Genomic DNA, 20,573 nt, shown 5'->3' with positions numbered 1-20,573 from the left:
GCGCGCTTTGGCCTACAATTATTCCGTGTGCATAACCGGAGCCACACATGGGCATCACCCCGCAGGAACTCGAACTGCTGATGCACGAGGTTGAGCAGGAGGACCCGATCGATTTTGCCGACCTGCCCTTCGATGAGCAGGAATTGCGCGAGCTGGTCGCCAACCATTTGTGCGAAATGGCCGACGCCATGGAAAGCTTCAGCGAAGAAGACCGCCGCCTGACCTTGCTGGCGGTGGCGGCCAAGCTGGTGCTGGAGAACCTGGTCCTGCACGTGCAGCTGTTGCGGCGCCACGGCCTGCCGCTCAATGACCAGACTGCCACCCTGCTGGCGCGCCTGCGCAAGGGCGGCAGCGACGGCGCTTAAACGCGCTCGGCCGGCTGGAGCATATTGCGCGCCAGGCGCAAGCCGAACTTGCCGATGCCCTGGTCCCAGGGCGTGAAGCGCGGCAGCTGGTACCAGTCCGTGTCGCCGCGGCTGGCGCCCCACGCGGTCGACACGGCTGCCTCAAAGCCCAGCTCGCGCACCATGGCGACGTGCTCGGGCAGGTAATCCTGGCCCGGCTTGCCGTTCGGGTAGGCAAACACCCGCACCGGGGCCTCAAGCGTCGCCTCCAGCGCTGCCCTGCCCTGGGCGATTTCCTGCCGCGCTTCTGCCGCCGGCAAGCGCGCCAGGATGGGATGATTGACAGTGTGGCCGCCGATGCCCATGCCGGCCGCGTGCAGCTGGCGCAACTGCTCGCTGCTCATCATCAGGTCGCGTGGCAACTCCGCGCGGGCCAGGCTGGCCAGCTTGCCGACCTCCTGCAGCCGCTGTTCCAGCGGCAGGTATTTGAGCTGGCCGATCAGGGCGCCGATCGTGTTGCGGCGCGCATCCCAGCTATCGATGGCGTGCCGTCCGAGGCCGAGCGCGCTCGCATCGAATTGCTCGCCCGGCGCGCGGCGCACCGACTCGATCACGGTATCGTTCCACATGCGGCCGCCATCGAGGAAACCGGTGGCGATGAAAAAGGTGGCGTGCAAGCCATGCTGCTGCAGCACCGGCAGCGCGACTTCCGCGTTGTCCGCGTAGCCGTCATCGAAGGTGATGCAGGCGCTGCGCGGCGGCAGGCGCCCCTGTTCCGCCAGGCGCACCGCCTCCAGCAGAGGCAGCACATTGAAGCGCGATTTGAGCCAGCCAAGCTGGCGGCTGAACTGCTCGCGATGCACCTCGCCGGGAAATAGCGGATCCGCCACCGGCAATACGCGATGGTAGATCAGGATCGCCGGGGCCCGCCGCCCGCCGCCCGACAGCAGCGACAGCGCGCCTTGCTCAAGCTGCTGCTTAAGCCACACCTTGCGCCTCCTCCAGCTGCCGCACAGGCGGATTGGCGGCGCGTTCCTTCAGCATCCGCTCGACCGCCAGGCGGGTCGCCATCATGAGCACCATGATGTAGTAAGGCACGTCGAAATAGGCCAGGCTGAGGAAGGCTCCGCCGACCATGAAGCCGACCAGGCTGACCTGCAGCATGCGCACCAGGCGCGTCGCCCATTCCAGTTCCGGAATCTTGTCGGCCTGCCTGATCACCCACGCCCCGTTGCGCCACACCACCAGGTACATCAGCAGGAACAGCAGCAGGCCGACGTAGCCATGTTCGCCGAGCACCTGGAAGTAAATGCTGTGCGCAGCGTGTATGTCGTCCGGCACGGGAGCATAGAGCTGGAATATGAACTTGTTGTAGATCTGGAAGCCGCCTCCGAACAGGGGGTGGTCGGCCGCCAGGTTGATGGCCATCCGCCAGGCGTTGATGCGCCCCATCGCCGAACCATCCTGCTCATAGGTATTGATGGTATCGATGCGGGCATGCCATTGCTCCGGCATGAATATCAGCGCCAGCGGCGCCAGCACCAGCAGCAGCACGCCCAGTTTCATTTTTTCATGGCTCTTGAGCCACAGGAAGGCCAGCATGGCGGCCAGCGCCAGGGCTGCGCCGCGCGAATAGGAGCCCAGGGAAGCGAGCGCACACAGGCCTGCCGCCATCCACATCGCCCGCTTGCCCCAGCGGTTGGCGATCAGCGGCACCAGGAACATCATCAGCGGCACGACCATGATCAGCGCCAGCGCGATCTCGTTATTGCCTTCGATGAAGGTACCCATCGGGCCCCATACGCGGTAGGCGCCGGCGCTGCGGATGGTAAACAAGCCGCCCTTGACGCCGTAAAAGCCGAGCGAAATCACGATCGCCCAGACCGTCATTTCGATGTCCTTGCGGGTGCGCACCAGCATGGACACCACCACCGTCATGCCCATGATCTTCAGCACCTTGACCAGCGCCGGCCACGGGTCTTCGGGACCGATCGCAAACAGCGTCGACAGGCACATCCAGGCTGTAAAGGCCAGCAGCAGCCAGGTCAATCCCGTGTTCGGCAGCGCCACCTCCTTCGGCTTGGCCATCATGGCCAGCATCGTCGTCCCCGCGATGATGGCCGCAAACGGCATGCTCTGCGCAAAGCCCCAGCTCTGGGTGTGCGGGTTCATCACGCTGATCCAGATCCACAGCAGGGCGCCGTTGAACGGGCGCTTGAAGATGAACGGCAGCGATCCGAAAACAATCAGGGTGATGATTATGTCGCGCATGGCGCCTCCCGGCTTACTTCGTCAAGGCGTTCCATGGGGTCTCCAGCTTGGTCACGCAATAGCGGTATTTGCCGCTTTTCTCCGGCAGGATTTCCGGCACCAGTTCCACCTCGATCTTCACCTGCTTGCCCATGCGTGCATGGAAGCCCGCTTCGACGGTTTGCCGCGCCTGGTCGTCGAACCGGCCATCGTACACGATCTGCACGCGCGTCCAGTCCAGGGTCTCCTGGATCACCTTGAAGGCGCGCACCGCCGGCAGGTCGCGCATGATATAGGCCAGCGCGGCGCTGTGGATCAGGGTGCCGTCCTGGTTGATCAGGAAGTCGGTGGTGCGGCCGTGGATCTCCTTCAGCACCGGCAGGGTGCGCCCGCAGCTGCATGGTTCGGTATCCAACGCGCCGACGTCGCCGGTGCGGTAGCGGATGAAGGGAAAATCGCCCGACTGCAAATGGGTCACCACGATTTCGCCCGACTCGCCCGCCGGCAGCTGCCGGCCTTCCGGGTCCAGCACTTCGATCACGATGTCTTCGCTCGTGATGTGCAGCTTGCCGGCCGGGCACTGGTGGGCAATGAAGCCCGAGTCGCGGCCCCCGTAGCCATTGGCCACCGGACAGCCGAACACGCGCTCGATCTGTTCGCGCTGCGACTGGTACAGGCATTCGGATGTGACAAAGGCGACGCGGATGCCCAGCTTGTCGAGGCGGATACCCTTGTCTTCGGCATGCGCTGCGATGCGCGCCAGCACGGTCGGGTAGCCGAACAGCATCTTCGGCTTGCGCTGGCGGATGCGCTGTACGTGGCCATCCAGCCCGGCTTCGGTGGTGGCAAAGGCCGACATCAGTTCGGTGCGCATCAGGGTGTCGCGCACCATGCGCACGCGGTCCTGCGCGCTCAACTCGATCGATGAGCCCCAGATCACGATCTCACGGTCGCCTATATCGACATTCCACCAGCGCGTAGCGCGCCATTTGGCCGCCACGTCGTGGCTGACGCGGTGGCGTCCGACGAAGAAAGTCAGCGGCGTCCCGGTCGAGCCGCCGGTGTTGTAGCGCACCAGGTTCCGGGCATCGTCGGCTTTCAGCGCTTCGATATTCGCGCGGATGGCCGCCTTGTCCAGCAACGGCAGGCGCACCAGGTCGGGCACGCCCTTGAAGTCGCGTGCGGCGTCGAAGCCGATGCGGGCAAACGCCTCGCGGTAATAGGGGACGTGCTGCTGGGCGCGCAGCAGCAGGGCACGCAGGCGTTCCAGCTGCAGCGCCTGCAGCCTGGCGGCAGGCCAGTACTGGGTCTGCTCCATATGGCGGCGCACGGCCACGCTGCTGTGCTTCTTGAGCTTTTCATGCAGCGGGAACAGGACGCCGGAAACCAGGGCGGTATACATCATGGGTGGCACCCTCCTTTGCTTGCCAGGGCCTGGCGGTACACTTCGAGCAGGCGCGGTTTGACGCTGGACCAGGCGTATTGCGCCACGCTGGCGCGCCCGGCGCTGCGCAGCGCCTCGGCCAGCGCCGGCTGCTCGGCCAGGCGCAGCACGGCTTGCGCCATCGCTGCCGGATTGGCCGGCGGCACCAGCAGCGCGGTCTTGCCGTCCTCCACCACGTAGGGCACGCCGCCGACATTGGTACTGACCACCAGGGCGCCGCTGGCCAGCGCTTCCAGCACGGAATTGGGCATATTGTCGACCAGGCTGGGGTTCAGCATGATGTCGGCGTTGCGGTACAGGGCTGGCATGTCGGCGGTGTCCACGCGGCCGGTGAAGTGCACCGCATGCGCCACGCCCAGCCCCTGCGCCAGGTGCTCCAGCTCTTCGCGCAGCGGGCCGGAGCCGGCCACCGTGAGCTGGGCTTCGGGGTGGGTTTGCCGGACAATCGCGAAAGCACGCAGGGCGCTGGCATTGTCGTAGATATCTTCCAGGTTGCGCGCCACCAGCAGGCGCAGGGCGCCGCGGGCGCGCGGCGCCGCGTCGGCGGCAAAGCGCTCCAGATTGACGATATTGGGCACGATGACGGAGTCGATGCCGTGCTGGCCGAAGACATGGGCCAGGAAGCCTGAAGGCACGGCCAGCGCAGCGCAGCGGCGCAGGCTGGGGCGCATCCACGCGGCGGCCTGCCTGAGGAAATTGGCGGCTTCGCCGCCCCGGTAGTTGACCACCACCGGCGTGCCGCGCAGGTGCGCGATCCAGATCGCCGGCGCGGCAAACAGGTGCCAGGACCAGCCCGAATTGGCCATCACATGGAATACCTGCACGCGGCCCGCGGCCCGCCACAGGCTCGCCGCATACGGCAGCATGCGGAACAGCGCGCGCACGCCGCGCAGCTTGCCGGCCCAGGCCGGGCGGTACGGTGCATTGGTCTGCACGAAGTCGACCGTGATGCCGGCGTCGCGCAGCAGGCCTGCCAGCTGCAAGGCCTGGTTGGCCATGCCGCCGGAGGGCGGCGGCAGCGGGCCCACCAGGGCAATGCGCTGCACCTGCGGCGCGTCCACGGCGCGCGCTGCGGCGGCGAAGGCTTGCTGCGGCGCGTTCATGCCAGTGCCTTCTCCGTGATGCTGCCGTACACATTGCGGTAGCGCGCCACGCTGGCGGTCCAGTTACGCTCTTCTTCGACAAAGCGGCGGCCCGACTGGCGGAACTCCTGCCATTTCTGCGGCGCCTGCAGCAGCGCCAGCACCTGTTTCGACAACGCTGCGGCGTCGCCGGCGGCAAACAGCACGCCGGTGCGGCCGTCGTCGATCAGCTCCTTGTGGCCGCCCACGTCGGAAGCCACCATCAGGCGGCCCTGGGCCATCGCTTCCAGCGGCTTCAGTGGCGTGACCAGGTCGGTCAGGCGCATCTTGTGGCGCGGGTAGCACAGCACGTCGACCAGGTTGTAGTAGCGCTGCACTTCGCTGTGCGGCACGCGGCCGGTAAACACCACCTTGTCCTCAATGCCAAGCGCCCTGGCCTGCGCGCGCAGCGCCGCATCCTGCGGTCCGCCGCCGACCAGCAGCACGCGGATCTCGGCACGCTGCGCCAGCATGGCCGGCAGCGCATTGAGCAGGATGTCCAGCCCTTCATAGGCATAGAACGAGCCGATGAAGCCCAGCACGGTTTTGCCCTCGAGGCCCAGTTGCTGCGCCAGCGCTTCATCGCGCGCGCCGCCCACGGAGAAGTCGCCGATGTCGACCGCGTTCGGGATCACTTCGATCTTCCCGGCCGGGATGCCGCGCCCGATGATCTCGCTGCGCAAGCCTTCGCAAATGGTGGTGGCGGCGTCGACGCGCTGCAGCGCCCAGGTTTCCATGGCGCGCGTGAGCCGGTAGCGCAGGCCCCATTCCTTGCTGGTGCCGTGATCGACCGCGGCGTCTTCCCAGAAGGCGCGGATTTCGTACACCACAGGGATGCCCAGCTTGCGGCCCACACGCAGCGCGGCCACGGCGTTCAGGGCCGGCGAATGGGCGTGCAGCACGTCCGGTTTCACTTCCTTCGCCACTTCCAGCAGGCGCGCCGCCAGCGCATTGATCACCGCCACCTGGTTCAGCACCGGCAGCTGCGCCAGCGGCCCGCCGGCCGGCGGCGTGCGGTAGAACTCCAGTCCGTCGACCGTTTCGCGCGCCGCGCCGGATGCGCCCTGTTTCGGGCTGGTGATATGGAAGGTCTGCCAGCCGCGCGCACGCTGGGCCTGCAGGATGGAGCGCGTGCGGAAGGTATAGCCGCTGTGCAGCGGGATCGAATGGTCCAGCACGTGCAGGATACGGATACTCATGCCTGCATCTCTTTTTTCAGGAAGGCTTCAAACATCAGCAGCGACCAGATCGGCGCGCTGTAATCGCGCCGGCCGGACAGGTGCTGCTCCACCAGTTCGCGCAGGAAGTCCTGGTTGAACATGCCGGTATCGGCCAGGGTCGGCCCCAGCAAGGCCTGCTGCACGCGCTGGCGCAGCGGGCCGCGGAACCAGGCCGCCAGCGGCACGGCAAAGCCCTGCTTGCGGCGGTAAAGGATATCGTGCGGCAGGTACTTTTCCATCGACTTCTTGAAGATGTACTTGCCCTCGCTGCCCTTCAGCTTCATCTCCGGCGGCAGGCCGGAGATCCATTCGACCAGCTTGTGGTCCAGCAGCGGCACCCGCACTTCCAGCGCATGCGCCATCGAGGCGCGGTCGACCTTGGTCAGGATGTCGCCCGGCAGGTAGGTTTTCATGTCCAGGTACTGGATCATCGACAGCGGGTCGTCGGTCGGCGACTTCGCTGCGTGCGCGCGCATCACGTCGATCGCGCCGTAGCCCTGCAGGCCGGCGCGGAATTTGGGCGAGAACAGCCGCGCGCGCATCGCGTCCGACATGATCGAGACGCCGTGGAAATAGCCTTCCACCAGGTCGCGCGACAGCGCTTCGAAGGTGGTCTTGGCGCGGAACACGCGCGGCGCCCAGTCGGCCTTGGGATAGACGCGGCCCAGGGTACCGAATACCGGTTTGCGCAGCGCTTGCGGGATGCGCCCGCGCACGCTCTGCTCGGCCATCGCATAGCGGTAGCGGCGGTAGCCGGCCAGGTTCTCGTCGCCGCCGTCGCCCGACAGCGCCACCGTGACGCGCTGGCGCGCCAGCTGGCATACCCGGTAGGTCGGGATGGCCGAGCTGTCGGCATACGGCTCGTCGTAAAGGTGGGCCAGGGTGTCGAGCAGGCCGTAGTCGTCGGTGTCGACGGTTTCCACGAAGTGGTCGGTCTTGTACAGCTGCGCCACCTGCTGCGCGTACTCCGATTCGTCGAACGCCTTGTCCTTGAAGGCGATCGAGCAGGTATGCACCGCGCCTTCGTCCAGCCCGGCCATCATCGCCACCACGGCGGAAGAATCGACCCCGCCCGACAGGAAGGCGCCCAGCGGCACTTCCGCCACCAGGCGGATCCTGACCGCTTCGCGCAGGCGCTCCACCAGCTCGCCCTGGGCGTCGCTCTCGGTCATCTTCTCGTGCAGCTTGAACGGCACATCCCAGAACTGCTCCGGCGTGGCCAGCGGCGCGCCGACTTTCTGGGTCAGGCGGAAGCCGGGCGACAGCTTGAGCGCGCCCTTGTAGATGGTCTTCGGCTCCGGCACATAGCCGTAGGCGAAGTAGTCTTCCACCGCCTGCGGGTCGATCTCGCGCGGCAGCGAAGGATGCATGCGCAGCGCTTTCAGTTCCGAGCTGAAGGCGAACCAGCCGTCCGGCGTCATGGCGTAGTACAGCGGCTTGACGCCCAGGCGGTCGCGCGCCAGGAACATCACCTGCTTGTTGCGGTCCCACAGGCCGATGGCGAACATGCCGCGGAAGCGGTGCACGCAATCCTCGCCCCATTCTTCCCAGGCGTGCACGATCACTTCCGTGTCGCTCCTGGTCTTGAAGGTGTGGCCGAGCGCCTTGAGCTCCGCGGTCAGTTCGCGGTAGTTGTAGATCTCGCCGTTGTAGCAGACCATCACGCTGCCGTCCTCGTTGCCAAGCGGCTGCTGGCCCATGGCGATATCGATCACCGACAGGCGGCGGTGGCCGAAGCCCACCCCCGGTTCGATGTAGACATCGCCTTCGTCGGGCCCGCGATGGTGCTGGGTGTCGTTCATGCGGCGCAGCAGCGCCTCGTCCACCGCGCGCGCGCCGCGCGCATCCATGATCCCTGTTATTCCGCACATGATGTTACTGGCCTTCTTATTTTGAGCTTGCGTTCGCACAAGCTGTCGTACATGTCCTGGTAGCCGGCCACCATGGCCGGCATGCTGTACTTGCGCAGCACCCGCTCCCGCCCTGCCTGGCCGTGGCGGCGCGCAAGCGCCGGCGCCTCCACATAGTGTTTCAAGGCGGTGGCCATGGCCGCCGCATTCGAGGGCGGCACCAGCTGGCCGGTGATGCCGTTTTCGATGACTTCCGGGATGCCGCCGACGCGCGTGCCCACTACCGGCAGGCCGCTGGCCATCGCTTCCAGCGCCGAGCCGGGCGTGCCCTCGGCGATGGAGGACATCACGAACACATCGAAACTGCGCAGGATGTCCGGCACGTCGTTGCGTGCGCCGGGCAGCCATACGGCGCCGCTTATGCCGGCGGCGGCGGCCTTCTCGCGCAATTTTTGCAGCAGCGGGCCATCGCCGACAACCGCCAGGCGCAGGCGCTCGCGCTGCTGCGGCAGCAATTCGCGCAGCAGCAGGAAGGCATCCATCAGGGTGGCGTGGTCTTTGACGTCCTGCACGCGGCCGACTGCGCCGATCACGATCTCGCCATCGTTGAAGAAGGGGCGCGCCTCGCCTTCGCCGCGCATGCGGAAGCGCTCGGCGTCGATGCCGTTGGCCAGCATGCGGCTCTTGGCGGGCGGCACACCGATCACGTCGCGGTTCCACTGCTCCATGGCCGCCGAATTGGCATAGCACACATCGTAGAACGGCAGCATCAGGCGGCGCAGGAAATTGTGCTTGCGGTTGGTGCCGTCCGGATCGGTGTGGTCGCGGCCGTGGGCGCCGTTGACGCGCACCGGCACCCCGGCCAGCAGCGCCGTGGGCGCGTATTCGATGGCCGAGAAGTTATACGTGTGCAGCACGGCCGGCTGCAGCGCGCGCAACAGGCGCCACAGTACGCCATGGGTGGCGGGCGACAGGCCGGGCTGCTTGCCCAGCGTGTGGATGGCAACGCCCGGCTTGCTGATGCGTTTGACGAAGTCCGGGTTGACGCGCGTCAGGCAGACGATGGCGTGGCGGTAGCGCTCGGCCGGCATGCGGTTGATGCGTTCGACCATGAGGTTTTCCATGCCGCCGAAATCGAGCGCATACGTCAGGTGGACGATGAGGGGTATGTCATGCATGGCAGAGCTCACGGCCGGCGCGCGCCGGCCAGGGCCTGGTCCAGCGGCGCGAGGTTGCGATCCAGGAAGGCACGCATGGCGGCACGCGCCACGGCCGGGTCGTCGTCGTAGGCGGCAAACACCATCACGGCAGCGCCATCGCCGTTGCCGGACAGGAGTTTCCCCTTGATCTGTAATAGTTTGCCGACATAGTTACTGCTGGTCATGCTGCCGTTGACCCAGTACCACTGCCACACCAGCAGGCGCCGCCCTTCGTGGCCGAGCATGGCTTCGCGCACGGCCATGTGGCGGCCGCCGAAACTCTCGTCGCGCAGGTCGGCACTGTTTTCACGGTAGGCGGCCTTTTGCTGGCCGATGCGGTTGGTCGAGCTGACCAGCTTGGCGCTGCCCGGGGCATCGCGGTAGAACAGCAGCGTCAGGCCGACCGGCGGCGTGCCGCTGAAGAACTGGCGCAGCGTGCCGCTGGCGGGCGCGTAATCGGGCTGCCAGGCGGTGAATTCCGCCGCGGCCGGCGTCGGCGAGGCCAGCGCCAGCGTGACTGCCGGCGCGACCGGCGCGCTCTGCCCGGCGCGCGAGGCCAGCGCCGGCCAGGCCAGCAGCACGGCCAGCACGGCGGCGGCCCCGCCCAGCAGCGGCCGCACGGCAAGGGCGGCCGCCGGCTGGCCGGCCGGCTGGGCGCTGGCAGCGGCCTGGCCGTCTTCGCGCCAGAAGCTGCCGATCCAGAACAGCAGCAGCATCACGATGCCGAAGAACAGCCAGCCGTAGATCAGGTGGTCGACGCCGACCGCCACGGTCATGCCGCTCAGGTGGCCCATCATCACGATCAGGTAGGCGCGCACGCCGTTGGCCGCAATCGGCACCAGGATCGATGCCAGCACAAAGGCGGCGCGGCGCCACGCCGTACGGTAGCTCAGGTAGGCGAACAGGCAGCCGAGGGTGACCGAAGAGATCAGGTAACGCAGGCCGCTGCAGGCATCCACCACCGACCAGTTGCCGCTGGGGATGGAGAAGTTGTTGCCGTCGCGCAGGACCGGAATGCCGGTCAGGCGCAGCGCATCGACGGTGAAGTTGGCGGTCAGGTCGATCAGCGGCGGCACCAGGCTTTCGCCCACCGGCACCGCGAACAGGATGAAGGCCAGCGGGAACAGCAGCGCGCCGGCAATGCGCCGGCCCAGCACCGCCAGCACCGTCAGCGGCAGCATGGCTGCCAGCGCATACTGGCGCACGATGCCCACTTCGGCCAGGTCGGCCAGCAGCCAGGCCGCGCCGCAAGCGGCCAGCAGCAGCAAGGCCGGCCAGCACGGCTGCAGCGGCAGCTGCTGCAGCGCTGCGCGCTCGCGCCATACCAGCCACAGGCTGATCGGCAGGATCAGGAAGCCATGCGCAAAGGTTTCCGAGCGCTCCCAGATTTCGGCCACGCTCAATGCCGTCTCGTGGAACACCAGCAGCGGCAGCAGCATGACCAGCGCCACCAGCAGCGCATTGCGCGCGCCGGCCAGCAGGCCTTGCGGTTTGGCCGCGCCGGGCGCCGCCGCCGGTCCGGTGGAAGGTAGGGTGTTCATGCCGGGGTCCATAGGGCTTGGGCTGCGCCAGCATCCTGCGCAGCAGGGGTTTCGATCATGCGGTCCAGCGGGGCCAGCCGGGCGTCCCAGCTGTAGTCCGCCACCACGCGCGCGCGCGCTGCCGCGCCTATCGTTTCCAGCGCGGCTGGCGGGCCGGCCAGCGCATCGCAGGCAGCAGCCAGCCATTGCTGCGCGCCCTCTGCCAGCAACAGCTCGCGCCCGATGCCTGCTTCGATTCCTTCCAGGGCCTGGGGCGTGACCAGCACGGCCCTGGCCATCGCCATCGCTTCCAGAACCTTGTTCTGGATGCCGCGCGCCACGCGCAGCGGCGCCACCGACAGCGCGGCATGCGCCACATACGGCCGTACATCGGGCACGGTGCCCGTCACCGTGACGCCCGGCTGCGACGCCAGCGCCTGTACTTCAGCCGACGGGCGGGCGCCGACAATCACGAAGCGCACTGCCGGGTTGCGTGCACGCAGCGGCGGCAGCACTTCCGACGCGAACCACTGCACGGCATCGACGTTCGGCCAGTAATCCATGGCACCGCAGAACACCAGCGCCCGGTCGCCGGCCGCATAGGGATCGGCGAAGCCGCCCGGGGCAAAATAGGCAGTGTCGACACCGTTGCTGATCCAGCCGGTGCGCGCTGCGCTTTCCGGCGCCAGTTTGCGGAACAGCTCCGCTTCCGGCGCCGAAACGAATAGCGACGCGTGGGATGCTGCGGCAATTTCGCGCTCATAACGCAGCAGGCGATTCGCTTCGTAGCCGAACAGTGCACTGGCAGGCCAGGGCTTGCGCTCGGCGTACTGGCGCCACTTGTCGGAGTCGACGTCGCAAAAGTCGACAATGCGGCGCGCCTGCGGCCAGGCTTCCGCATATTGCGCCATGGGCGACGAAAACACCACGATGCGGCCGATGCCGTGCTGGCGCATGGTGTTGTCTACCCAGCGCCGCATGCCGGCATCGCGGTAGTAGTCATAGGAGAGCGAGCGGTTGCGCAGCAGAGCGCCCAGGCTGCGCACCCGCGCCGCGCGCGGCGCCAGCGGCAGGAAATGCGATGAGGCGCAGATCTCCTGCAGCACCGGCACATGCTGCCAGTCGTCGGGATCGTCGACGAAGGTGGCCAGGTGCACGCGATAGCGTTGCGCCAGATGCCTGAGCAGATGCCAGGAGCGGATCTTGTCGCCCTTGTTCGGCGGATAGGGCATGCGATGCACCAGCAGCAGCAGGTCTTCCACGATTTACCCCAGGTGTTTGACGATGAAAGGACCGAGCGCATTGGCCAGCGGCAGCGGCATCGCCTTCCACAGCTTGATGAAGAGCTGGTATTTCGGGTTCAGCGGGTTCACGTCCGGCAGCGCGCCGGCCGCGAACAGCTGGTATTCGTAAGGCAGCGGCTGCGCCGTGAAGCCCCAGTTCTTCTTGAAGTCGAAGGCGCCGGTGCCCTTCTTGCTGCGGCCGAAGTCGAACATGCGGCAGCCCCTGGCGGCCGCGGCCTGCATCAGGTTCCAGTACATGAAGTCGTTGCCGCCCACCTCGCGCGCGAGGTCCATGCCGCCGCCGTAATACGGCAGCACTTCGTCGCGGAAGAAGAAGCTCAGGACGCCGGCCACCAGCTTGCCGTCCTGCGTGATGACGCGCACTTCACAATCGTCCCGGAAGGTTTCCTTGAGCAGGGCGAAGTACTTCTTCGGGAATACCGGGGTGCCGAGGCGGTGCACGCTGTGGGCATAGGCGGCGAACATGCGCTCGACGTTGTCGTCCACCTCGCCCTGCAGGTTGAGCTTGATGCCCTTGCGCACCATCGCGCGCTGCTTGCGCGGGATGGCGTTCATGTTCTCTTCGTCGTTGCCGCTGATCGCCTTGCGGAAGGTGTAGTACAGGTCCTTGCCCTGCCATTTCGCATCGGCGGGATGGGCCGGTGCGTAGTTGCGGTACTCGAGGTGGCCCACGCCAAGCGCGGCGGCCAGTTCCTCGGCGGCCTTGTCCAGCAGGCTGCGCGCGGTATCGGTGGTGGCAGCCACGCCGCCGTAGACGCAGAACGGCAGCGACGCCAGGTAGTGGCCGAACATGCGGCTTTTCATGCGCGCCAGCGGCAGCACGCCGGTGATCACGCCGCCCTCCTCCACATAGAAGAACCAGGTCTGCTTGCCGTAGCATTGCTCGACGACGGTTTGCCAGCCGGCGCGGTGGAAGAAGGTCGCTTCGGGACAGGACTGGACAAAGGCGTCCCAGCGCGCGCGTTCGTCGGCGCCGCTGCCAAGCAACTGCACTAGCGCCGGCAAACCGGGGCCGGCCCCGGGGGCCGACCCCGCAACGCCCCCGTCTCCGACCGGGTCCGGCCCTGGGGTGTGGCCCGGATTGACCGGTTTTCCGGCAGCGACCGCCAGCGCTGTCGCCGCTTCCGCTTCCGCCTTGGCTCTTGCCGCGCGGCGCTCGGCCGCTGCTTCGATGATCGAGGTCATTGCTGCCCCAGGAAAATGCGGTCCATGCGATCCCACGCGAAATCGCGCGTCAGGGCCCTGATGCGCGACTCCATGCGGTGCAGGTTGACGTAATGGCGGAAGCGCGTCTTCAGGCCCAGGCCAGCCGGGCGCGGCTGGCCGGGGTCGAGCTCCCATGGATGGCAATAGAAGATGGCAGGCTGGCCGTCCTGCCGGTTCACGCGGCGCATCATGCCGCGCGACAGGGCATAGGGCAGCAGGCGGAAATAGCCGCCGCCGCCGGCCGGCAGGTTGCGCTGGCCGATGCGCACCGTGGTAATCGGCACCTCCAGCAAGCCTTGCTCGCCGTTCGGGCGGAAGGCGAAGCGCGGCGCGTCCGGCATGCCGTAATGGTCGTGCGCGATCGGATAAATCGAGGAGCTGTAGCGGTAGCCGGCCTCCTGCAATGCGTCCAGCGCCCACAGGTTGCCCGGGCCGATCGAGAAGCTCGGGGCGCGGTAACCCAGCACCGGCTGGCCGCCAATGTCTTCCAGGATCTTCTTGCTGCTGGCGATATCGTCCATGAACTGCGCGCGCGACTGGTCCGAAGCGCGCAGGTGGCCATAGCCGTGGCTGGCCAGCTCGTGGCCGCCGGCCACGATGCGGCGCACCATGTCCGGATAGCGTTCGGCAATCCAGCCCAGCGTGAAGAAGGTGCCCTTGGCGCCGCCGTCGTCCAGGATGCCCAGCACGCGGTCGATGTTGGCTTCGACCCGGCACTCGCGCTGCGGCCAGCTGTCGCGGCTGATATGCGGCGCGAACGCCGACACCTGGAAGTAGTCTTCCACGTCGATGGTCATCGCATTGCGTACGGCCGCGCCCATGGTCAGCCCCGCGCCTTCAGCCAGTCCAGCACGATGGCGGCAATGCGCTCGGCGGCGCGGCCGTCCCAAAAGTGCGGGATGCGGCCGGCCTTGCCGGCGCCGGCCAGTTGCGCCTCGTACGCAGCCAGGATGTGCGCCGGGTCGTTGCCGGCGATGGTGTTGGTGCCCTCGTCGACCGTGATCGGGCGCTCGGTGTTGTGGCGCAGCGTGATGCACGGCGTGCCCAGCGCGGTCGTCTCTTCCTGGATGCCGCCGGAATCGGTCAGCACCACGCGCGCGTCCTGCATCAGGCCCAGCATCTCGAGGTAGCCCATGGGCGGCAGCAGCAGCACTTGCGGGCGGTCCAGCAGGTGGCTCAGGCCGAACTTCTCGATGGTGGCACGGGTGCGCGGATGCACCGGGAAGATCACCGGCGTGCGTTCGGAAATCGTCGCGGCGGTTTCCAGCAAGCCTTGCAGCACCGCCTTGTCGTCCACGTTCGACGGGCGGTGCAGGGTCAGCACGGCGTACTCGCCCTTGACGGCCTTGAAGTCCGCGCGTCCGGCATCGGCGGCAATCTGCGGCGCCGGGATGGCGCGCGCCAGGTTGGCGCGCAGGGTATCGATCATTACATTGCCGACGAAGTGCACGCGCCCGCCGCCGATGCCCTCTTTCGCCAGGTTGTCGGCGCCGCTTTCCTCGGTGGTGAACAGCAGGTCGGACAACTGGTCGGTCAGCACGCGGTTGATTTCTTCCGGCATGGCGCGGTCGAAGCTGCGCAGGCCCGCTTCCACGTGGATCACCGGCACGCCCTTCTTGGCCGCCACCAGGGCGCAGGCGATGGTGGAGTTGACGTCGCCCACCACCAGCACGGCAGCCGGCTGCACTTCGTCCATGGCCGGCTCGAAGCGCTTCATCACTTCGGCTGTCTGCTGGGCGTGGCTGCCGGACCCGACCTCCAGGTTGATGTCCGGGCTGGGAATGCCCAGCGCATCGAAATACTGCTGGTTCATGGCCACGTCATAGTGCTGGCCGGTGTGCACCAGCAGCGCTTCGACTTGCGGCTTGAGTTGGGCGAAGGCTGCCATGATGGGCGCCATCTTCATGAAATTCGGCCGGGCGCCGACGACGCACAGGATACGGAAGGCACTCATTCGTTGCTGTCCTGGTGGATGTTGTAAGACGATGGCGAGCGCACGATCTTCTTCAGGATCGACAGCACTGAGGCCAGCGATTTTTCGACGCGCATCATGCGCTCGTCCAGCACGGCCGGGTACTGGCTGCCGATCAGTATTCCCGCTTCCAGCTGGTGCGCAGCGGCACCATTGCTGGCGGCAGCGTCATCGCTTGCCGCAACGGCCGGCGGGGCTTGGAACTCTTGCTGGATGTCGCGCACCACCGTCTCGACGTCGGCCTCGGTGAACTCCTGCATCTCTTCCAGGAAGCCCATCAGCAGCAAGCGGTCCATCAAGTGGTTGGTCTTGCGCGGGATGCCGCCGGTGTACTGGAACACGGCAGCGTAGGCGGCCGGCGTCAGGTGCGGGTTGCCGCTCCAGCCGACGGTGCGCATGCGGTGCTCGATATAGGCATTGCTTTCGCTGCCATCCATCGGCCCCAGGTGATAGGTCGCAATGACGCGCTGGCGCAACTGCGACATGCCGGGGCTGTGCAGGGTGGCGCGGAATTCCGGCTGGCCCAGCAGGAAAGTCTGCAGCAGCGATTTTTCATCGGTCTGGAAATTGGACAGCATGCGCAATTCTTCCACCACTTTCGGCGTCAGGTTCTGCGCTTCGTCAACCACCAGCAGCGCGCGCTTGCCATCCTGCTCACACTGGCGCAGGAACAGTTCCAGGCGGCCCAGCAGGGTGGTCTTGCTGGCCGTGTCCTCGCACGGCAGGCCGAAACCGCCCACCACGCCGCGCAGCACATCGTTGGAATCGAGGTGGGTGTTGACCAGGTGGCAGGTGACGATCTTGTCCGACTCGATGTGGTTGAACAGGTTGCGCACCAGGGTGGTCTTGCCGGCGCCGACTTCACCGGTGATCACGATGAATCCCTCGCCCTGCGACAGGCCGTACTCCAGGTAAGCCATGGCCCGCTTGTGGCCTTTGCTACCGAAGAAGAAATGCGGGTCGGGCCGCAGGCGGAAGGGCTTGTCGCTTAGCCCGTAATAGCTTTCATACATGGCGAACCTTGCTGCTTAAAATTTGGTTGACAGCGTGGCGGAGACGGCGTTTTCCGTGTACCGCGCGCCGCCCACGCCGGAGGAGCCGCGCACGCGGCGCAATTCCACGGCGCCGGTGGTGCGCGAGCTGTAATGGCGCGACAGGTTGAACCGCAGGTCGCGGTGGTTGCTGCTGCGCGCATCGCTCAGCGATTTGACATTCATGGCGTTGGCAATCAGGGAGGCCACGGTCTGCGCCCCGGGCCGGTAGCTGAGGCTGGCCATGGCGCCCACCTGCTCGGTATTGTCGTTCAGCGACAGCAGCGAGCTGCCCAGCAGGGCGCTGTCGACCTGCTGGCTGGACAGCATTTCGCGCCGGTTCTTGAACACGCTGAAGGTGCTGGTGGTGCGCGCCAGCTGCCAGGCCACCGACGCGTTCAACTGCTTCTGCAGCGAATAGCGGTTGCTGAGGAAGTTGACGCTGGTCGCCAGCGACGGCGGCAGGCCGGCCGCCTGGATATAGGCCTGGACGGCGGCGGCGCGCATCAGCGGGTCGGGAATCTGGGCGCGGAACAAGTTGTCCAGCATGGCGGCCGTGCTGATCGCCTGCGGCAGCAGGAACTGGCTGCGGGTGCTGCTCACCGCATCGCTGTAGACGATATTCCAGACGGTGCCGCGGCTGCGGTGCTGCAGCGCCAGGCTGTAGCTGGGGCCATAGAAGCGGTGCCCGGCCGATGCCTGCAGCGAGGTGCGCGCCGTCGGGGTCCACTGCACATTGGCGCCGTAGGCGGCGCCGGACTGGGCGCCGCCCAGGCCGCTGTAATCGTAGTCGTCGTAGCCGCCAAACAGGCCGAGATTGAGCTGCGGCGAGGCGGCATAGCGCAAGTTGAGGTTGGCCGCCTTGGAACTGGTGGTCTGCTCCCGGTGGCCGCCGCCGGCGACCGGCAGTTCCTCGTCGATGACCGCGCGCATCAGGCTGGCATCCCAGCCGAAGCGGCGGAAGGTCGGCCCGCTGCTCAGGCGGCCGCTGATGGTATTGCCCTCGCTGTTGCGCATGCCGGTGTGATCGGTGCTCACCGCATCGTGGGCGTAGCGCAGCTCGCCATTGGCAAAGGCGCCAAAACGGTGCACCAGATAGGGGCTGACGCGGTAGCTGCGCACTTCATTGCGGTTGCTGCGCGCGTAGTCGTTGTCGGCCTGCAAGGGACCGAAAGCCGAGGTGGCTTGCTGGCGGATGCCGGCCTGCGCATCCAGGTACAGCAGATCCTCGACCAGGCGCGCCTTGAGCCGGCTGTTCAAGTCCTGGCTGTGGCGCTGGGCGCCGCTGCGCCGCCCGCCCGAGTATTCGTACAGGTTCAGCGCGTAATCGATACTGAAGTCGAAGCGCTGTGAACGGTTGAGCAAGTGGAAGCCGGGCGTGAGCTGCAGCACGAAGCCGCTGTGGGCGCGGTCGCCGGCCTGCAGCGTGACATTGTCGGAATAGGTGGCGCGCGCGGCAGCGGTGGGCGTGAAATCCCATGCGGCGTGCACCGGGAAGGCTGCCGCCAGGCCCGCTGCCAGCGGCAGCAGGGCCAGGCGGCTGCGCTTAGCCATAGTGATAGTCATAGGTTTCGGTGCCCGGGAATTCACGCGACTTGTTGTAGATCAGGTTGACGTTGCTCAAGCCTTCCAGCTGGCGCAACGACTCCTTGACCGCGTGCTGGGTGGTGCGTTCCGACTCCACCACCATCACGATCTGGCCCATGTTGGAGGCCAGCACATGCGATTCGGAAGTCAGCAGCAGCGGCGGCGAATCGAAGATCACGATACGGTCCGGGTAGCGGTTCGCGATCTCGTTCACCAGGTTTTTCATCATGTGCGAGGCCAGCAGCTCGGTCGCGCGCGGCGAGCTGGTGCCGGCCGGCAAGATCGACAAGGTGTTGACATTGGTGCGCAGCATGACATCGGCCATGTCGACGCTATCGTCCAGCAGGATATCCATCAGGCCGCGCTGGGCCGGCAAGCCCAGGGTGCGCAGCACCGACGGGCGCGCCACGTCGGCGTCGACCAGCAGCACGGTGTGGTCCAGTTCCATGGCAATGCTCATGGCCAGGTTGATGGCGCAGAAAGTCTTGCCTTCGCCGGGCAGCGAGCTGGTGATCATGATCAGGTTGCCCGGGTTCTCGCCCGGCTTGCGGGCGGCAAAGGCGCGCTTGATCAGCGGGCGCTTGATGATGCGGAAGTCTTCCACCAGCGAGGTGCGGCCGCCGGCGGCCGTCACCAGGCCGGACTCGTGCATGCGCATCAGGTCCAGTTCCACGGTATGGGTGGTGCGGCGGCCGTGCTCGCCTTGCGGCTGCAGGGTGGCCAGGGTCGGCACCACGGGCGCGGCCACGGGGGCGGCCGGCGGCGGGACAGCAGCCGGCGCAGCAGCGGCCGGGGCCGCGTGCACTGCTTCAGCTACCGGAGCCGCGGCCGGTGGCGCAGGGATGGTGGCCTCGGCGGCGGCGTCGGCGGGACGCGCTTGCCCGAGGCGGTTGGCGGCTTTTTCAATAATGCTCACGTGAAGACTCCCTGGGTGTTGCGCAGCTCAAGCGGCGCGCAGCAAGGTAACGGTCATGACACCGCCGAAAGCGGTCAGCAGCGAAGCCACGGCCAGGCCGAAGGCATACAGCCGGCGCCGGCGCGACGAGCGCTGCTGCTCGGTCCAGTTCATGCCAATGGTGCCGAGGATCGGCACGCCGGTCACTTCGCGCAGGCTGTGCTGGCTGAGGAAGGTAGGACGCACTTGGCTCATCAGGAAAGCGCCGCCCAGGCCGGCCAGCAGGGCCGCGACAAACACCAGCGAATAAAAGCGGGCGCGGTTGGGGCCGACCGGGGTCTGCGGCACGATCGGCGGGTCGATCACGCGGAAGCTCATCATGTCGGTCGCCGAGCTGAGGTCGCCGGACAGCTTGGCCGCTTCGCGGCGCTGCACCAGCTTTTCATAGTTCTCCTTGTTGATCGAATAGTCGCGGTTGAGCTGTGCCAGCTGCGCTTCCACTTCCGGCGCCGCCGTGCTCTGCGAGCGCATGCGCTCCATGCGCGACGCGTATTCGCCGACGCGCGCCTTGAGCGACGCCACGCGCGCTTCCTCGGCCGACAGCGCCACGTTCATCTGCTGCAGCATCGGGCTGTAGCCCATCCCCGGGTCGCCGTTCCTGGCCGCCTTCTTCGCCTCGTCCTTCTTGCGCTGCTGCAGGTTGGCAATCAGGCGCTTGGCCGAAATGATGTCCGGGTGCTCTTCGGTGTACTGCATGCGCAGGCTGTCGAGCTGCTTTTCCAGGGTCGCGATGCGGCCGTCGATTTCCGGGTTGGCGATATTGGTGGCATCGGCGGCCGGCGCCATGTCTTCGCCGGCAATCTGGCGCTTGATGGCATTGCGCGCCTGTTCGGCTTCCAGCAATTCCAGGCGCGCCTGGTTCAGCTTTTCCGCCAGGTCGCCCAGGTTGCTCGAGTAATCGGTGCCCTGGCGCGGCAGCAGGCCCATGTGGCGGATCTTGAATTCCTTCAGCGCATTCTCGCCGGCCGCCAGGCGCTCCTCGTACATCTTGATCTGGTCGTCGATGAACTGCACCGCCTTTTCCGAATCCTGCTTCTTGCCGCCGAAGGAGCCCTCGACGAAGATGGTCAGCAGGGCTTGCACCACTTCCTTGCCCAGCTTGGGATTCTCATTGTTATAGGAAATGGTGTAAATGTCGTCGCGCTCGGTACCGATCACCTTGATCGCGCTCATCAGCTCATCGACCTGGCGTTCCTGCTGCTTGCTGTCCTTGGCCTTGATGTCCAGGTCCACCATGCGCAGCACGCGCTCGACGTTGGGGCGGCTGATCAGGGTACGGCGCATGAACATCACTTGCTGCTCGACGTTGGGCGTGGTGGTCATGCCCGACATCAGCGGCTTCAGGATGCTCTGGGTATCGACGTAGACCCGGGCCGAGGCCTGGTAATCATTGGGCAGGCGGTACACCACGGCCCAGCCGACCAGCGCCACCAGCCAGGCGATGGCGACTGCATACCAGCGGTATTTCCCGATTGCCTTCAGAAAGGTCAACAGCAATGCCAAAATCTCTGCCATCTCGATCACTCATCCCTTGTTAGGCAGGCAAACTGTCGCAATGCCCACATCTAAT

The 20,573-nt window shown here is 66.6% G+C and carries 17 protein-coding genes; 1 reads left to right on the top strand and 16 read right to left on the bottom strand.

Annotated elements, in window-relative coordinates; all coding sequences use genetic code 11:
* Positions 1–47: 47 nt before the first annotated feature.
* Positions 48–365, top strand: a complete 318-nt coding sequence (locus ACWBU6_RS02845) for a hypothetical protein (protein WP_452647366.1) — start codon at positions 48–50, stop codon at positions 363–365.
* Here ACWBU6_RS02845 and ACWBU6_RS02840 read toward each other — a convergent pair.
* Genes ACWBU6_RS02840 through ACWBU6_RS02765 form a run of 16 tightly spaced genes read right to left on the bottom strand, consistent with a single transcriptional unit; the run spans position 362 to position 20,518 of the window.
* Positions 362–1,333, bottom strand: a complete 972-nt coding sequence (locus ACWBU6_RS02840) for a polysaccharide deacetylase family protein (protein WP_452647365.1) — start codon at positions 1,331–1,333, stop codon at positions 362–364. The two genes, ACWBU6_RS02845 and ACWBU6_RS02840, sit on opposite strands and share 4 nt — an antisense overlap.
* Complete coding sequence (locus tag ACWBU6_RS02835) at positions 1,323–2,615, bottom strand: putative O-glycosylation ligase, exosortase A system-associated (protein WP_452647364.1); 1,293 nt, start codon at positions 2,613–2,615, stop codon at positions 1,323–1,325. The genes ACWBU6_RS02840 and ACWBU6_RS02835 overlap by 11 nt, the downstream gene beginning before the upstream one ends.
* Before the next feature lie 13 nt (positions 2,616–2,628).
* Positions 2,629–3,999 carry a phenylacetate--CoA ligase family protein gene (locus tag ACWBU6_RS02830; RefSeq protein ID WP_452647363.1) on the bottom strand — a complete coding sequence of 457 codons (1,371 nt, stop codon included), beginning with the start codon at positions 3,997–3,999 and terminating at the stop codon, positions 2,629–2,631.
* On the bottom strand, positions 3,996–5,141 hold the full coding sequence (locus tag ACWBU6_RS02825; RefSeq protein ID WP_452647362.1) for a glycosyltransferase family 4 protein: 1,146 nt from the start codon (positions 5,139–5,141) through the stop codon (positions 3,996–3,998). The genes ACWBU6_RS02830 and ACWBU6_RS02825 overlap by 4 nt, the downstream gene beginning before the upstream one ends.
* The gene (locus ACWBU6_RS02820; protein WP_452649518.1) at positions 5,138–6,352 is read right to left on the bottom strand and encodes a TIGR04063 family PEP-CTERM/XrtA system glycosyltransferase; all 1,215 of its coding nucleotides are present in this window, start codon (positions 6,350–6,352) and stop codon (positions 5,138–5,140) included. Before ACWBU6_RS02820 ends, ACWBU6_RS02825 begins: the two co-directional genes overlap by 4 nt.
* A gap of 2 nt (positions 6,353–6,354) precedes the next feature.
* Entirely contained in the window at positions 6,355–8,250 is a 1,896-nt protein-coding gene (locus ACWBU6_RS02815; RefSeq protein WP_452647361.1) for an XrtA/PEP-CTERM system amidotransferase, read from the bottom strand.
* Positions 8,238–9,407 (bottom strand): TIGR03088 family PEP-CTERM/XrtA system glycosyltransferase, encoded by a 1,170-nt coding sequence (locus ACWBU6_RS02810; protein ID WP_452647360.1) that lies wholly within the window; start codon positions 9,405–9,407, stop codon positions 8,238–8,240. Before ACWBU6_RS02810 ends, ACWBU6_RS02815 begins: the two co-directional genes overlap by 13 nt.
* Before the next feature lie 8 nt (positions 9,408–9,415).
* A complete protein-coding gene (gene xrtA / locus ACWBU6_RS02805; protein WP_452647359.1) occupies positions 9,416–10,969 on the bottom strand; it encodes an exosortase A in 1,554 nt (517 codons plus the stop codon).
* Positions 10,966–12,210 (bottom strand): TIGR03087 family PEP-CTERM/XrtA system glycosyltransferase, encoded by a 1,245-nt coding sequence (locus tag ACWBU6_RS02800; protein WP_452647358.1) that lies wholly within the window; start codon positions 12,208–12,210, stop codon positions 10,966–10,968. Before ACWBU6_RS02800 ends, xrtA begins: the two co-directional genes overlap by 4 nt.
* Before the next feature lie 3 nt (positions 12,211–12,213).
* On the bottom strand, positions 12,214–13,437 hold the full coding sequence (locus tag ACWBU6_RS02795) for a FemAB family XrtA/PEP-CTERM system-associated protein (protein ID WP_452647357.1): 1,224 nt from the start codon (positions 13,435–13,437) through the stop codon (positions 12,214–12,216).
* The gene (locus tag ACWBU6_RS02790) at positions 13,434–14,279 is read right to left on the bottom strand and encodes an XrtA system polysaccharide deacetylase (RefSeq protein WP_452647356.1); all 846 of its coding nucleotides are present in this window, start codon (positions 14,277–14,279) and stop codon (positions 13,434–13,436) included. The genes ACWBU6_RS02795 and ACWBU6_RS02790 overlap by 4 nt, the downstream gene beginning before the upstream one ends.
* A gap of 2 nt (positions 14,280–14,281) precedes the next feature.
* Entirely contained in the window at positions 14,282–15,412 is a 1,131-nt protein-coding gene (wecB, locus tag ACWBU6_RS02785; RefSeq protein ID WP_452647355.1) for a non-hydrolyzing UDP-N-acetylglucosamine 2-epimerase, read from the bottom strand.
* Positions 15,409–16,443, bottom strand: coding sequence for an XrtA/PEP-CTERM system-associated ATPase (locus ACWBU6_RS02780; RefSeq protein ID WP_452647354.1), 1,035 nt, complete (start codon positions 16,441–16,443; stop codon positions 15,409–15,411). Before ACWBU6_RS02780 ends, wecB begins: the two co-directional genes overlap by 4 nt.
* Positions 16,444–16,458: 15 nt before the next feature.
* Positions 16,459–18,015, bottom strand: coding sequence for a TIGR03016 family PEP-CTERM system-associated outer membrane protein (locus ACWBU6_RS02775; RefSeq protein ID WP_452647353.1), 1,557 nt, complete (start codon positions 18,013–18,015; stop codon positions 16,459–16,461).
* On the bottom strand, positions 18,008–18,964 hold the full coding sequence (locus tag ACWBU6_RS02770) for an XrtA-associated tyrosine autokinase (protein WP_452647352.1): 957 nt from the start codon (positions 18,962–18,964) through the stop codon (positions 18,008–18,010). Before ACWBU6_RS02770 ends, ACWBU6_RS02775 begins: the two co-directional genes overlap by 8 nt.
* Positions 18,965–18,991: 27 nt before the next feature.
* Entirely contained in the window at positions 18,992–20,518 is a 1,527-nt protein-coding gene (locus ACWBU6_RS02765; protein ID WP_452647351.1) for an XrtA system polysaccharide chain length determinant, read from the bottom strand.
* Between the last annotated feature and the right edge of the window lie 55 nt (positions 20,519–20,573).

The organism is Pseudoduganella sp. HUAS MS19 (assembly GCF_053615455.1).
This window is presented reverse-complemented; position numbering and strand designations above follow the sequence as displayed.

What these genes read in the sequence shown, in the direction of transcription:
- ACWBU6_RS02845 (WP_452647366.1), top strand. Translation starts at nt 48, where the DNA reads ATGGGCATCACCCCGCAGGAACTCGAACTGCTGATGCACGAGGTTGAG.
- ACWBU6_RS02835 (WP_452647364.1), bottom strand. Translation starts at nt 2,615, where the DNA reads ATGCGCGACATAATCATCACCCTGATTGTTTTCGGATCGCTGCCGTTC.
- ACWBU6_RS02830 (WP_452647363.1), bottom strand. Translation starts at nt 3,999, where the DNA reads ATGATGTATACCGCCCTGGTTTCCGGCGTCCTGTTCCCGCTGCATGAA.
- ACWBU6_RS02825 (WP_452647362.1), bottom strand. Translation starts at nt 5,141, where the DNA reads ATGAACGCGCCGCAGCAAGCCTTCGCCGCCGCAGCGCGCGCCGTGGAC.
- ACWBU6_RS02815 (WP_452647361.1), bottom strand. Translation starts at nt 8,250, where the DNA reads ATGTGCGGAATAACAGGGATCATGGATGCGCGCGGCGCGCGCGCGGTG.
- ACWBU6_RS02810 (WP_452647360.1), bottom strand. Translation starts at nt 9,407, where the DNA reads ATGCATGACATACCCCTCATCGTCCACCTGACGTATGCGCTCGATTTC.
- xrtA (WP_452647359.1), bottom strand. Translation starts at nt 10,969, where the DNA reads ATGAACACCCTACCTTCCACCGGACCGGCGGCGGCGCCCGGCGCGGCC.
- ACWBU6_RS02795 (WP_452647357.1), bottom strand. Translation starts at nt 13,437, where the DNA reads ATGACCTCGATCATCGAAGCAGCGGCCGAGCGCCGCGCGGCAAGAGCC.
- ACWBU6_RS02790 (WP_452647356.1), bottom strand. Translation starts at nt 14,279, where the DNA reads ATGGGCGCGGCCGTACGCAATGCGATGACCATCGACGTGGAAGACTAC.
- wecB (WP_452647355.1), bottom strand. Translation starts at nt 15,412, where the DNA reads ATGAGTGCCTTCCGTATCCTGTGCGTCGTCGGCGCCCGGCCGAATTTC.
- ACWBU6_RS02780 (WP_452647354.1), bottom strand. Translation starts at nt 16,443, where the DNA reads ATGTATGAAAGCTATTACGGGCTAAGCGACAAGCCCTTCCGCCTGCGG.
- ACWBU6_RS02775 (WP_452647353.1), bottom strand. Translation starts at nt 18,015, where the DNA reads ATGGCTAAGCGCAGCCGCCTGGCCCTGCTGCCGCTGGCAGCGGGCCTG.
- ACWBU6_RS02765 (WP_452647351.1), bottom strand. Translation starts at nt 20,518, where the DNA reads ATGGCAGAGATTTTGGCATTGCTGTTGACCTTTCTGAAGGCAATCGGG.